We start from the raw sequence: 14,211 nt of genomic DNA, 5'->3' as shown, positions 1-14,211 counted from the left end.
CAATAACTGATAGTCTAAGCCTTTTGAACACATTGATTAATAACAAATGAAACAGCCCCGTACGTCTCACCCAAACTAGCGAAAGTTAAGCCAAATGAACACATTTGTTTAGTCATTTTGATAGCTCACTCTACTTCAAAAATAAAGTTAGAGATTTCCATTTTGTACTTTCCATCACTTAAAAAAACAGGAACAGCCGTTATCAATCAACAGCTAAAAGATTTAAGTTCTCCTTCCTAAACACTTATGCTTTTTCTCCCTCTACATATTAACCGCTTTCATATTCAGGGAACAATTTCCAAAATCCAGAATGTTTATATCAAATCTACAGGTTTTTTGGTTAAGAAGTTGTGTTACATTAATAGCAAGGTAAGATGATCATTAAGAGGTGAAGTTCATGGAGAAATGGATCGCAGAGTTATTCAAAGAAACGGAAATCGAAAAATTGCAAAAAAAATCAGGTAAAAATATTAATACGATGAACCTCAACTATCATCGTTCGATCGTTCCAGAAATTCCTAAAAGTAAGTTCTTTGAGTTTGGATCAATCGCAATTAACAAACATCCAAGATTTTCTTACACACCCGCGCATACCCATCATTTTATTGAGTTGAATTTTTTATTCAATGGGCAGTGCACTCAGCGTTTGAACGGTGACGTTTTTCATTTAGAAAAAGGACAGTTACTTCTGTTAGATAGTAAGGTTATCCAACAAATCGATTATGTAGGAGCAGAGGATATCTTGATCAATTTCCTCCTTGATATTCCAGCTATTCAAAATATTCTATTGCCTAATCTACCAAAATCCAATAATCTAATCACAGATTTTTTCTTTCAAGCAACCCGTTCGCCTACTGAACATACTAGTTATATCCTACTAGACTTATCAATGAGTCCCTTAGCGTATCAGCTAATTAAAAGTCTGATGATGACCACTTATCAAAAAGAGTCTGTGCATAAGCAACTTTTGCTGAATTTATTATTTTCTTCACTGATGGTAGAAAGCGCCCAAGCACCAGTGATTATCACGAATAAAAAAACGATTCGTAATGAGCCGCTGATTCAAATCTTAGATTATATCAATGATCACTATGCAGAAATCACCTTACAGCAATTAGGAGAAACTTTTGGCTATAACAAAAACTATTTAAGCAACTTGTTAAAAAATAAAACCGGTAGTAGTTTCCAAGAGTTGATCGATCAAAAACGCTTATCTGAAGCAAAGCGACTCATGCTAGAAACAAACGATAGTTTAAGTACGATTGCCTTAAAAATCGGCTATAAAAGTGTCCCTTCGATTTTCAAACTTTTCCAAAAAGAAACCGGAAAAACACCTGATTATTTCCGAAAAAAACGGATGTAAAAAGAGTAGTTTAAACATGAATGGTGCATCTTACTAATTCCAACTGTAAAACAGTGGCGAAAAGTTATTAATACAAAAAAATAACAAAAACCGCCTGAAACAATTGAAGTGTTTCAGGCGGTTCATTTATATTTTACGTAAAATACAACATGTCTAACGAATGTCTCTAATTGTTTGATTTTATTCTACAAATGGTTCTTCTCCCAATGCTTGTTGCGCGGCTAGATTGATCATATTCCATTGGCGATCAAAACCTGGTTGGAAGAAAAAGTCAGCTTCTGCTAAATCTTCAATCGTCAGTTTTTGTTGGATCGCTAGCGCTAGTACGTTGCCTTGAGCAGTCACATCATAAGTAGATAAAACAGCTCCGCCAAGGACTTGATGTGTCATTGGGTCAAAGAATAATTGGATTGAAACTTTCGTGTTCCCATATTCTTCAGGTACATATTTAGGACGAATAGTATCTTCATAATAAGCTGTGCGAATGGCTACGCCTGCTTTTCCTGCGGTAAAGCTATTCAAACCACTAGCTGCAAAGTGATAATCAAAAACACTTAATGCCGAAGAACCTACAACGCCTCCAAATGGTTGGCTTGGTGTATCCTCAAATAGATGTTTGACTACATATCGTGCTTCTCTTCTTGCCACTGTTGCTAGTGCAATCGGCATTTTTGAGCGGGCAGGTATCGAATAAGCAAGGGTTGCATCCCCTACTGCATACACATCAGGTAAATTGGTTTGCAAATATTCATCGGTAACGATCCAACCACGATCATCTAAATCTACGACTCCTTTTAGCCATTCCGTATTCGCTTTGACTCCAGCTGCTTGAATCACAAGATCTGTCGCGATTTCTTCATCTGCTGTTTGAATCGCAGCGACTTGTTGCTCACCAGTGAAAGCAGTGATTTTCGCACCCGTCACGACTTTGATACCCTTTTCTTTTAAATGTTCGGTTAAAATATCCGTCATTTCCGGATCTAAATAAGTGCCTAATGGTCGTTCAATCACGTCTAATAATGTCACTTCTTTCCCTGCTTTTTGAAAAGCTTCAGCGGCTTCGATCCCGATATAGCCTGCACCGATAACAGCTACATTTTTGATTGCTGGATCAGTTAATTTATCTTTGATTCTAGTAGCCCAATCGTACCCACGCATCAAATAAACGTTCTCTAAATCTGTTCCTGGTACTGGCAATGAATTTGGTTTTACTCCTGAGCTTAGGATCAATTTATCATATTCATACTCTTTGGTACTCTTATCTAAGATACTAGTCACCGTTACTGTCTTTTGGTCTGCATGAATCGCTTTTACTTCATGATTGTTTAAAATGTGAACATTGGGTTGTGGAAAGTTTTCTGGTCTGAAATTTCGTACATCATTAACATCTGTCACTTGGTCCTCTAAATATAATTCCATGCCACATGACATGAACGAAACATAATCCCCTGCTTCAAATAAGGTGATATCGACATTTTCACCATATCTAGATAGCAATTCTAAAATCGATTGATGTCCGCCATGAGATGCGCCGACAATAATAACCTTTGTTTTCTCCATTGATGAAACCTCCTTGTTCAATTATTTAGAATAACTCTAAACAATTCAAACATAACACTCGATTTTTTATAAATCAAAAGAAATGCCCAAACATTGGACAGAAAAAATAAGACTTTCTCTATTAAGTTTTTTGACTTAAATGTTTATCAACTCTCTTTTTAGATGGCAATATTTTTTAGTAAGAAATAACTGTACAGAAAAATAAAACGGTTATGCTATTATTTGTCAATTATATCACTTGACTTAACTTGTAAAATTTATATAAAAGACATTTTCCATACTAATAAAGTTAGTTGGTACTATAGACCTCCTCAACCATGAAATTAGAAAAAAAACAAAAAAACATACCAAAAATAATAATTGTACAAAAAAGATCGTTTCAGGACACTTAACATTTACAAATAAATATAGGAAAAAATTTTCGTTACTTAATGTTGTATAGTACTATAAGAGTAAAGAGGTGGTATATGTGCTCATTACAAAATCTAGATTACAAGGTGGTTCTGTAGTAATTACTCTACCGTCTGACAATGGTAAAAAACCTTCAGAAAATCAAGAATATATTGTTGTCTACTCTGAAGATGGGACAATCACATTAGTTCCTAAAATCGAAGATCCATTTAGTGCTGGACAAGAAGCTGAGTATTACGAAAAAGATGAATGGAAAGACTTAACTCCTAAAGGGAGAGAAATTTTATAGTGCCTAAAGCTAGAAATTATATTCCTAAAAAAGGGGATATTGTTTGGATCGATTTTGATCCATCCACAGGCAAAGAAATTCAAAAAGAAAAGACCAGGATTGTTTGTATCTTGTTATGAATTTAATTGCACAACAATGTTTGCAATAATCTATCCAATTACTTCTACTATAAAAAATCGACCGACACGCTATTCGCTTCCCAAAGATTTAGATACAAAGGGACAAGTACTTATTTCTCAATTAAAATCACTTGATTTCAAGGAAAGAAAACTCAAAAAGGTCGAAAATTTACCTTTACAAGATATGGCTAAAATTGATCAGATTATCCAGTATATATTTTAAGCACCTTAAATTGGATCATAATCTTTCGTTATGCCAAATAAAACTAAAAAATGTACACCATTAAAAAAGAAAAATGACAAATGTTCCTCTTTCAATCAACAAAGCAAACAAAAAATGAAAAACTTCGTTCAATAAAATGAACGTAGCTTTTCATTTTTTTTGATTACATATCAGCTAAAAAAAGGCGAATCCGTTGGCAAGCTTCCGTAAGTTCTGCCAAACTACTTGCATAAGAAATCCGAATATAGCCTTCACCCTCTGGTCCAAAAGCTGAACCAGGGATACAGGCGACTCTGCCTTGTTCTGCTAACTGTAAGCAAAACTCCCAAGAATTTAGGGTAACTTCTTTTGGCAGTTTACAAAACAGGTAAAAGGCGCCATCAGGTGGTATGACTTCAAACCCTAACTCACTTAATTGACCTAAAAGATAATCTCTTCTCTTCGCATACTGTTCTTTCATTTTTTCCCCATCATACATTCCGGTAGTAAGTGCCTCAACCGCAGCTTTTTGAGCCATTGTGGTGGCTGAAGTGACTAAATATTGATGGACTTTGATGATTTCATCAATCACATATTTTTGAGCAAAAATAAAGCCGATCCGCCAGCCGGTCATCGCATGAGATTTGGATAAACCGCTAATCACGATTGTTTGCTCCGGAAGATAAGACGCTGGCGAGACATGGTCTCCGACATAATTCAACTCTGCATAGACTTCATCACTGATCACGAAGACCGATCGTTGTTTGATGACTTCAGCTAATTTTGCCATTTGTTCTGAAGTTAACAGTGTTCCTGTTGGATTGCTTGGATAGTTCAAGATAATTGCTTTGATCGAGTCGCCATAAATAGCAAAGGCTGCTTCTAACTGTTCTGGTTGGCAGATAAAGCCTGTTTCTGACGTATCGATCGTGATCAATTCCGCTCCAGCAAGATCCACTATCGGCTGATAGCCAGGATAAGCAGGCGCAGGAATCAATACTTTGTCGCCTTCTTCTAAAATCGCTAGTAAAGAAGCAGCGATTGCTTCTGTGGCACCAACTGTCGTTAGTACTTCAGTTTGAGGATCGTATACCAACCCATAACGTTCTTTTTGAAATAAACAAGCAGCCTCACAAAGTTCGGGTAGTCCCCTCATCCCCGTATAATGGGAATAATTTTCTTCAATAGCAGTGATCCCCGCCTGTTTAACATGTTCGGGTGTTGGAAAATCAGGCTCTCCTAAGGTTAACTTGATGACATCGGGGATAGCAGAAATTTGTTGGTCAAAACTTCTGATTTGTGACACTGCTATTTTTGCAAGCCTGTGATTAAAACGATTGGTTAAATTCATGTGGTTTTCTCCTTTTTATCACTTCTTTGTCACTGATCCTTTTTTAGCAAAAGTCCTTTTGTATGAAGGATCGTTTGATACCAAGCGACACCCTTTTCTAACACAGCCATATCAAAATCAAATCGTGCATCATGAAGTGCTGGTGTATCACCGACACCGAGAAAGAAAAAAACACATGGATACTTCTGGGTATAAACACCGAAATCCTCTGCTTGCAAGACCGGTTGTTCAAGCTCATGTAATTTTTCTGATTGCTTCAAGGCTGTATATATGTGAGGATCATTGATGACCGCTGGATATCCATCATTATAACGGAATTGGATCGATACCTGCGAATTTTTTTGAAATTTCTCTGCTAAATCAGCCAGTTGTGCTTTGATCGAATCTTGGATTTGCTGATCATAAGAACGGATGCTGCCTGAAATAGTTACTTCATTTGCTAAAACATTTCGAATCGTACCACCAGTGATCTGTCCAAACTTTATTAAACGTCGCCATTCTTTAGGTAAAGATTGTTCCAACTCGTATACTTCATCCATAAAACCAATGGCTCCTCGGATACTGTCGATCCCTTGTTCACTAGAGGCAATATGGGCAGATCTCCCTTTGACAATGATATCTGTCTCACTACTTTGTGCCATAAAGGCGCCCGATCGTGAATAGATCTCGCCTTTGGGAAGACCTGGCCATAAATGAAACCCGAAAATCGCTTGGACTTGATAGTCCTCTAACAAACCTGTTTGAATAACACTTTCCGCTCCGCCAGATATTTCTTCCGAAGGTTGAAAAATCAGAACAACGTTGTACATTAACTGTTCTTTATGATCTGCGATATATTCCGTTAACCCTAATAACATTGCCATATGTCCATCGTGACCACACGCATGCATCATCCCTTCATGAGTAGAAGCAAAGGGAAGATTTGTTTCTTCTTGGATCGGTAAGGCGTCAATATCTGTCCGAAAAGCAATCGTTTCGTTTTGTTGATAATCAAAATAAAGCAATAAACCAGTCTCGCCGATTTCATGCAGGACTCCCCCAAGATCCTTGATTTGTTCATGCAAATACGCTTTGGTTTTAAATTCATGAAAGCCGATTTCAGGAATTTGATGTAACGCCATGCGATGTTTTGCTAACATCGACATTCACCATCCCTTCATAGAGCCCTTTAACGACTGTTTCATATTCTTCATTTTTTACCCCAATGATCAAGTTTAATTCTTGTGCTCCTTGGGATAAGATCGATGTCCGAATCTCTAATTGATTTAAGATGGATAAGACTTTGCCAGAAAGTCCAATCAATTCTTTATGTGGTCCGCCAACAACTGAGATCAACGCCAGATTCTCGATAATTTCGACTTCCTCGACACCCAAATTTTCTTTTAACTCTTTGGTAATCAAAAATAATTGATCTGCAATGGCTTCTGCTGAAACGACTACTCCAATATTGTCGATCCCCGAAGGAATGTGTTCGATCGAGATACCATGATTCGCAAAGACACTCATTGCTTTCCAAATAAACCCGATTTCATCAGACATATGTCGTTTAAATAGTGTTAGCGAAAGAAAATCTTTTTTTCCAGCAATCCCTGTTAAGCCATTTTCTTTTTCGACTTCTTTGCTGGAAATTCTAGTGCCTTGCGCCTCTGGATCGTTCGTATTTTTTATTTGAATCGGGATACCTGCTTCTTGTACTGGGAAAATAGCTGATTCATGGAGAACATTTGCCCCCATATACGCCATCTCTCGTAATTCTCTAAATGAAATTTCTTTGATGATTTTTGGCGTGTCAATGATTCGTGGATCAGCCATCATAATCCCGGAAACATCCGTCCAATTCTCATAACAGTCGGCATTCAATAGTTTGGCTAATATTGCGCCAGTGATGTCGCTCCCACCTCGCCCCATCAATTTTTCTTTTCCAACTGGATTAGCACCATAGAATCCTGGGACTACTAGTGGGCCTTTTTCTTGATAAATAGTTATTATTACTTGTTTCGTCCGTTCTTCATCGATCTCACCCGTATAATCAAAGAAAATCAGTTCTTTCGCATCTATAAACGTATAACCAACATATTCAGCTAATAACTTCGCAGTGAGATATTCTCCCCGACTGACCAAAAAATCCTGTGAGACTTTTTCTCGCTGTAATTTTTTTTGGATCTCTAACAATTCATCTTCAATCGGAAAAGTCAACGACAAGACATCTCTCACTTGAATGAATCGTTCACAGATCCTTTCCCACAAAGGTGTCCAATCGACTCCATGATGAAGATAGGCATGGATCAAATACAAGAGATCCGTGACTTTGTCATCTTCTTTTGTTCGTTTTCCTAAAGCGGAAACAACGATCACACTTCGTTCAGGAGCAGCTAAAATAATGGATTTTACTTTTTTGAATTGTTCTTCATGAGCCATCGATGAGCCACCAAATTTTGCGACTTTCATTGGATCACCTCCCTGATTGGTGATAACAAGGCAGAGGCGATTTGTACAGCATTCGCAGCTGCGCCTTTACGGATATTATCCGCTACGGTATACAGCAACAGCCCATTTTCCAATGTAGGATCATGCCGGAGTCTGCCGACGTATACCTCATCTGTTCCTTTAGCAAGGATACTGGTCGGATAACTATGGTTGGGCAAATCATCCACGACTGTTATTCCCGGAAAATGTTGCAAACATTGACGGACTGCTGCAAGTGAAAATGGCTGCGCCAACTGGACTGCGATTAAAACACCATGACCAACTTCGATGGGGACACGTACACAAGTAGCCGAGACAGGTAAGTTAGGCAAATGCAGGATTTTCCTTGTCTCAGCCATCATTTTGTGTTCTTCTTTCGTATACCCATCGTCCAACGGTGCATCAATTTCGGGGATGACTGTTTGACTGATATCATGCGGATAAAGCGAAGGTTCCTGCCCTTTTTGAGTGGCGTGAAGATCAGTTAGCCCTTGTTGCCCCGAACCAGAGACCGCTTGATAGGTGGAATAGTTCACGAGATTGACACCAAATGTCTGTTGCAATGCCTTTAACGGTAAAACGGCTTGGATCGTGGAACAGTTTGGATTGGCAATCAATCGGTTCATTTCATGATCTGCTAGATTGACTTCTGGAACGATCAACGGAATCGACGGATCTTCTCGCCAAGCAGAAGAATTATCAATGACGACCAACCCATGTTCTCTAGCAAGTGGCGCAAATTCAAGTGAAATTTCTGCTCCGGCTGAAAAAAGCGCTAAATCATACCCGTCAAATGATGTCTTTGTTAATTCTTCTACTGTGTATTCTTTCCCCTTAAACACACAGACTTTTCCAGCTGAACGCTTGGATGCTAATAATTTCAAACGACCTACCGGAAAATCATATTCTGCTAACACGTTCAACATCGTTTGACCAACTAAACCAGTTGCTCCAACGATACAGGTATCTATTTTGCGCATCTTTTTCATCCTCTCTATAATTCCCGTAATGCAGCAATCAATGCGGTGTTTTCCCTCGTTTGTTCGTCTTTGATTTTTAATACTCGGGCAGGCGTTCCACCTACTACGGTATCAGCGGCTACATCTTCTAAAACAACTGCTCCAGCCGCTACGACTGCATTTTTGCCAATACGGACACCTTCAACAATGACAGCATTCGCCCCCACCAAGACACCGTCTTCAACCACCACTGGTTGAGCGGAAGCCGGTTCGATCACACCCGCCAACACTGCACCCGCACCAATGTGACAATTTTTGCCGACAATCGCTCTTCCGCCTAAGATTGCCCCCATGTCGATCATCGAGTTTTCCCCAATCTCCGCACCGATATTGATGATCGCTCCCATCATGATGACCGCATGATCACCGATCGTTACTTGATCCCGAATAATTGCTCCTGGCTCGATCCGAGCATTGATTTCTTTTAAATCAAGCAGAGGTATGGCACTATTTCTAGCTGTTTCTTCTATTTCGATCTCAATGATTTTAGCGGATTCTTTTGCGAGGATTGGTGCGATTTCTTGGTAATCACCGAAAATAATTTGGCTATTCCCCTGACCAAATACTTTACACTTTTCAAATTTAATTGGTTCAGTGACATTTAAATACACTTTAACCGGTGTTTTTTTATCAGCTGTTTGAATCAAACGTATAATTGCTTGTGCGTCCATTTGCTTTCTCTCCTTTATCCACCTAAAGTATCTGCTAATTGATAGTATCCAGCTGGTTGATTGCTTAACCAAAAAGCTGCACTTACTGCTCCTTCTGCAAAAATCTGATTGGAAAACGACTCATGTTTGATTGATAATACTTCATCCGTAGATGCAAATAAAACTTCGTGCTCTCCAGGTACAGAACCAATACGTAAACTGTGTACTCCGATTTCATCGGTTTTTCTAGGTTGATCTTTCCATTGGAAAACAGGAGATAGTTTGCGGACTTCTTGCATACTAGCGAGTAGTGATTGAGCCGTTCCAGAAGGCGCATCTTTTTTTTGGTCATGATGTTTTTCAATCAATTCGATTTGCCATGTTTTCAATAATTCAGCAGCCTGCTTCACTAATTGATTCATGACAAAAATCCCTAAAGAAAAGTTCGCACTGTATAAAATGGGGAAACGTTGCCCAAACGCTTCGATTGCCTGGAATTGTTCCTCACTATAGCCAGTCGTTCCGATCACGACTGGAAGTTGGTGTGCTGCTCCATAATCTAGCACTTTTTCCAAATTATCTGCGTGAGAAAAATCAATAAGGAGTGAGATATTACTCGGAAAAGATAAAGTAGTCGCTTCTTTAAGGGAGACCTTTGGAAAAACGACCTCATGTTCATAAGATTCAATGACTTCTTGGATTTTTTTGCCCATTCGTCCATGTCCGACTACACCAATTTTCATACCTGTTCTCGTCCTTTCATAGGTAATAATTCCTGTAATACTCCTCGCTTGTCCTCAGACAGAGGAACAAGTGGTAGCCGTAACGCACCTGAAGGAAGAGCCATCATCTCCATTGCGGCTTTTATTGGGATCGGATTTGTTTCACTAAACAAGGCATGGATTAATGGTAAGGCAGTTAATTGGATTTGTTGCGCTCGTCGAAGATTCCCTTGCTCAAACGTTGCGACTAATTCATGGACTAATCTAGGCTGAATATTGGCCCAAACACTGATAACCCCACTTCCACCCACACTTAATATCGGCAAAATAGCATCATCGTTGCCACTATAAAGGACAAACGAGTCTGTCAAAAGACGACCAACTGCCATCACATAAGCAAGATCACCTGATGCTTCTTTGATCCCGCTGATTCGTGGATGTGTCGCTAATTTTTCCAGGACTGGGATTGGGATCGTCATTCCAGTTCTAGATGGTACATTGTATAAAATGATCGGTCGTGGTGATTGGTCAGCAATTGCAGTAAAATGCGCCAACAAACCTGCATCACTTGTCTTATTATAATAAGGCGTGATCACTAACAATTGATCCGCCCCAATCGCTGCTAAACGTTGGACTCTTTCAATTGTTTTTTTCGTATCGTTTGTTCCTGCGCCTGCGATGACTGGGATTCTTTTATTTACTTTTGCTACTGTAAAACGTAGAATCTCCTCTTCTTCTTCTGGCGTTAACGTCGAAGATTCCCCAGTTGTTCCTAACACTAACAGGCCATCTGTACCTTCTGAAAGATGAAACTCAATTAGTTTCTCTAATCCTTGATAGTCAATTTCGCCAAGCGCATCCATCGGTGTAATCAATGCAACGATCGAACCTTTAATCATACGACATCTCCTTTTGTGACCATTCATGAACAGCTGGTCCCGTCATTTGTATTTGTGTCTCCCCAGTAATCATTAACTCTCCTTGCTCTAAGTGAATCATGGCCTTAGCACTTGCTAAGTATCCATGATCTCTAGCTACGACATAAGCCGCGCAACAGCCAGTACCACAAGCCAATGTCCAACCAACGCCACGTTCATACGTGCGTACGATCAGTTCCTGTTCATTGACTCGTTGGACAAAATTAACATTGGTTTTTTCTGAGAATAATGGATGGTGACAAATCTGTTCCCCTAACGCTTTCATTTGTTGCGCTTTTGCATCCTCTACAAAAACAACAGTATGGATCGTGCCCATAAACAAACTAGTTAGCTGGACATCCACTTGTCCAATACGTACTATTTGATCCACGATGGGTTCTGTTTGATTGACCGCTAACTTTTCTGTCGAATAATCGGGTTGTCCCATCTGAGCGGTACAATAAAAAGGTTCTTCTGTCAAAATTTCAATGGAAATCACACCCGCTAATGTGTGTACGTCGAAAGGTGAAGTTTCTACCATAGCTTTATCCCATACATGCCGAGCAAAACAACGAATCCCATTCCCACACATCGGCGCCTGACTGCCATCTTTGTTGAAATAAAGCATCGTTAAAGGTTGCTCTCGAACGACAATCAACCCATCTGTATCAAAACGATCCTGTCCACACCACTTGCTGGCTAATTGGTGATAATCGATACCTTCTTCATAGTCCATTAAGATAAAATCATTGCCGCAACCATTATATTTATGCAGGATCATTGAACTTCACCTCGCAATAAATCCTCATATTCTTGCCTACGTACCACTAATCGAGCAGTTTCACCGTTGACGAATACCACAGCAGGCGTCAAGGCTCGGTTATAGTTGCTACTCATTGAATAACCATAAGCGCCTGTGGCATATACCGCTAATATATCTCCGGGTTCAGCGATAGGCAAAAGAGCTTCTTGAATAACCACATCACCTGACTCACACATTTTCCCAGCGATCGTGACTTTTTCGGTTTTCTTTTCCCTTAATTTGGTTGCCAGATCACATTGATAGCTCGCTTGATAGAGTGCTGGACGGATATTATCGGTCATTCCCCCATCGACAAAATAATATTTTTTATTTGGCGTTTGCTTAATAAATCCTACCGTATAAAGCGTCATTCCTGCTTCCCCAACGATACTTCTTCCGGGTTCGATCAACAATTCATTGATTACTAATCCTTGTTTTTTTAAAGCTTCTTCCGTAAAACGTACTAATTCTCGAACAGATTCTTCAATGGGCAATGGCTGATCACTTTCGGTATAACGAATACCGAATCCTCCCCCAAGATTTAGCGAAAGTACTTCATCAAAATCTTTAAGATAACCAATCAGTTTATGGATTTCTGCTATCCAGGCTGATAATTCAAAAATCTGCGAACCAATATGGGCATGAAAGCCTTCTAACTGTAAAAATTCACTACCCTGAATAAATTGGATCGCTTTTTGACACTCTTCACTTTCATAGAGTAGACCAAATTTTGAATCAATATGAGCGGTAACGACATATTCATGCGTATGTGCTTCGATCCCTACATTCAACCGGATCATTACCTGGAGTTCTTTTTGATATTCTTGGCTAAGTGCGACTAACAATTCAACTTCCATGAGATTATCTGCTACAAAATGAACAAGTCCATTTTCGATAGCATAACGGATTTCCGCAGGTGTTTTATTGTTTCCATGAAAATAGACCTCTTCCATTGGAAAGTCAGCACACACAGCTGTATAAATCTCGCCGCCACTAACTACATCTAAACCTAATCCTTGTGATTGAATCAGTTTTAACATGGCAACGGTCTGAAATGCTTTTGATGCATATAAAATCTTTGTCTTAAAATGATCTGATTGAAATCCTTGTTTAAATGCCTTGATGTTCTCCACCATTTGCTTCTCATCGTAAACATAAAGGGGTGTTTGATATTGTTTTACTAATTGACTAACAGGAATTTCACCGATCATTAATTCTGACATTCGAGACTACCTCTTTTCCGCAATGTTTTTTAAAATTTCTCTCATTAAGATTTGAATTTTATTTGAATAATATTAAACAAATTCTCAGTGATTGTCTACTATATTCATAAATTTAATAAAAAAAAGTGCATTCATACATTTTTTTGTATAAATACAAAACTAGCGAATAAAAGATTAAAAAACAATGGATATGCTCATAAATCTCACTATTTCAATCATACAATCTAGTGAAAGCAACTACTCGCTCAAATAAAAATACGTTTGGTTGCGATCATTCCATCGAAACCAAACGTATTTTTTAATTTAATCCTTCGTTGTAAAAAGGAGAGCTATTCCTTTGTTCATCAGAAAATTCATTCTTAAATTGATTTTTTTTAAACCACATACCCAAAGTAAACGGCTAAAAACATCAATGATGCACCTAACATCACAAATAAGTGCCAAATAACATGTGTGAATCTCTTACTTTTCATGCTATAAAAAATTGAGCCGATCGAGTAAGCTAACCCACCAGCGACCAATAAAAGTAAACCGGTCAAATTGATGTTTTGATAAAGTTTCGGTAAAACGATCACGATTCCCCAGCCCATCACATTATAAATAATCGTTGATACTTTAGAAACCTGACTGGCTTTCGCTAAAGTCAAACACTTGTAAATGATCCCGATAACTGCTGTTGCCCAGATTACACTAAGTAATAGTACACCAGAAAGTCCCTGAACGATTAACAGGCAAAAAGGCGTATAGGTCCCGGCAATCAGTAAATAGATCGAACAATGATCGAATATTTGAAACACTTTTTTTGCTTTTGTAAAAATCAAGCTATGGAACAACGTAGAACTGAAAAAAAGCAAAAACAGCGAACTGCCATAAATGATAAACGCAACATAATCGAGGGTTGAATGGGCTTGTTCCATCAGCAAGTCAAAACAAATGAGACTTAAAAACGCTGCAATTCCATGGGTGACGGCATTCAACACTTCATTCACTATTTGATACTTCCGACTAAATTCTACTTCCATTTTTGTATTTCCTCCAATCATTGATGCCTTCTTCTTATAAACCTATTATATACTGTTTGTAAGACTTTTACATCTAGTTTTCAAAACTATATTAA

The 14,211-nt window shown here is 38.6% G+C and carries 13 protein-coding genes and 1 pseudogene; 3 read left to right on the top strand and 11 right to left on the bottom strand.

What is annotated here, in order from left to right:
• Positions 1 to 397 precede the first annotated feature (397 nt).
• Entirely contained in the window at positions 398 to 1,363 is a 966-nt protein-coding gene (locus IGL30_RS01620; protein ID WP_081127653.1) for an AraC family transcriptional regulator, read from the top strand.
• A 180-nt stretch (positions 1,364 to 1,543) separates the two neighbouring features.
• On the opposite strand, the gene IGL30_RS01615 is transcribed toward IGL30_RS01620, so the two are convergent.
• Complete coding sequence (locus tag IGL30_RS01615) at positions 1,544 to 2,923, bottom strand: FAD-dependent oxidoreductase (protein WP_088745656.1); 1,380 nt, start codon at positions 2,921 to 2,923, stop codon at positions 1,544 to 1,546.
• Positions 2,924 to 3,392: 469 nt separating this feature from the next.
• Between IGL30_RS01615 and mazE the strand changes: the two genes are divergently transcribed.
• Complete coding sequence (mazE, locus tag IGL30_RS01610) at positions 3,393 to 3,623, top strand: type II toxin-antitoxin system PemI/MazE family antitoxin (RefSeq protein ID WP_088745657.1); 231 nt, start codon at positions 3,393 to 3,395, stop codon at positions 3,621 to 3,623.
• Positions 3,623 to 3,965, top strand: a pseudogene (locus tag IGL30_RS01605) (type II toxin-antitoxin system PemK/MazF family toxin). Before mazE ends, IGL30_RS01605 begins: the two are co-directional and overlap by 1 nt.
• A 163-nt stretch (positions 3,966 to 4,128) precedes the next feature.
• On the opposite strand, the gene IGL30_RS01600 reads toward IGL30_RS01605, so the two are convergent.
• From IGL30_RS01600 to trhA, 10 genes are all read right to left on the bottom strand, one after another.
• Entirely contained in the window at positions 4,129 to 5,295 is a 1,167-nt protein-coding gene (locus IGL30_RS01600) for a pyridoxal phosphate-dependent aminotransferase (RefSeq protein WP_088745658.1), read from the bottom strand.
• A gap of 29 nt (positions 5,296 to 5,324) precedes the next feature.
• Entirely contained in the window at positions 5,325 to 6,434 is a 1,110-nt protein-coding gene (locus IGL30_RS01595) for a M20 family metallopeptidase (protein ID WP_185068170.1), read from the bottom strand.
• Positions 6,394 to 7,743 (bottom strand): aspartate kinase, encoded by a 1,350-nt coding sequence (locus IGL30_RS01590; protein ID WP_123875099.1) that lies wholly within the window; start codon positions 7,741 to 7,743, stop codon positions 6,394 to 6,396. Before IGL30_RS01590 ends, IGL30_RS01595 begins: the two co-directional genes overlap by 41 nt.
• Positions 7,740 to 8,741: an aspartate-semialdehyde dehydrogenase gene (locus tag IGL30_RS01585; protein ID WP_088745660.1), complete on the bottom strand. Its 1,002-nt coding sequence runs from the start codon at positions 8,739 to 8,741 to the stop codon at positions 7,740 to 7,742. Before IGL30_RS01585 ends, IGL30_RS01590 begins: the two co-directional genes overlap by 4 nt.
• A gap of 14 nt (positions 8,742 to 8,755) precedes the next feature.
• A complete protein-coding gene (dapD, locus tag IGL30_RS01580) occupies positions 8,756 to 9,451 on the bottom strand; it encodes a 2,3,4,5-tetrahydropyridine-2,6-dicarboxylate N-acetyltransferase (protein WP_034699414.1) in 696 nt (231 codons plus the stop codon).
• A 14-nt stretch (positions 9,452 to 9,465) separates the two neighbouring features.
• Positions 9,466 to 10,173 carry a 4-hydroxy-tetrahydrodipicolinate reductase gene (dapB, locus tag IGL30_RS01575; RefSeq protein ID WP_034699411.1) on the bottom strand — a complete coding sequence of 236 codons (708 nt, stop codon included), beginning with the start codon at positions 10,171 to 10,173 and terminating at the stop codon, positions 9,466 to 9,468.
• Positions 10,170 to 11,051, bottom strand: coding sequence for a 4-hydroxy-tetrahydrodipicolinate synthase (gene dapA / locus IGL30_RS01570; RefSeq protein ID WP_088745661.1), 882 nt, complete (start codon positions 11,049 to 11,051; stop codon positions 10,170 to 10,172). Before dapA ends, dapB begins: the two co-directional genes overlap by 4 nt.
• Positions 11,044 to 11,850 carry a diaminopimelate epimerase gene (gene dapF, locus IGL30_RS01565; protein WP_053765851.1) on the bottom strand — a complete coding sequence of 269 codons (807 nt, stop codon included), beginning with the start codon at positions 11,848 to 11,850 and terminating at the stop codon, positions 11,044 to 11,046. The genes dapA and dapF overlap by 8 nt, the downstream gene beginning before the upstream one ends.
• Entirely contained in the window at positions 11,847 to 13,094 is a 1,248-nt protein-coding gene (lysA, locus tag IGL30_RS01560) for a diaminopimelate decarboxylase (RefSeq protein ID WP_123875100.1), read from the bottom strand. The genes dapF and lysA overlap by 4 nt, the downstream gene beginning before the upstream one ends.
• 374 nt (positions 13,095 to 13,468) lie before the next feature.
• Complete coding sequence (gene trhA, locus IGL30_RS01555) at positions 13,469 to 14,116, bottom strand: PAQR family membrane homeostasis protein TrhA (RefSeq protein WP_025480259.1); 648 nt, start codon at positions 14,114 to 14,116, stop codon at positions 13,469 to 13,471.
• Between the last annotated feature and the right edge of the window lie 95 nt (positions 14,117 to 14,211).

This window comes from Enterococcus sp. DIV1089c, assembly GCF_050530965.1.
Lineage (GTDB): Bacteria > Bacillota > Bacilli > Lactobacillales > Enterococcaceae > Enterococcus_B > Enterococcus_B hirae.
Note: the sequence above shows the minus strand (reverse complement) of the source record. Positions and strands in the feature narration are given on the sequence as shown.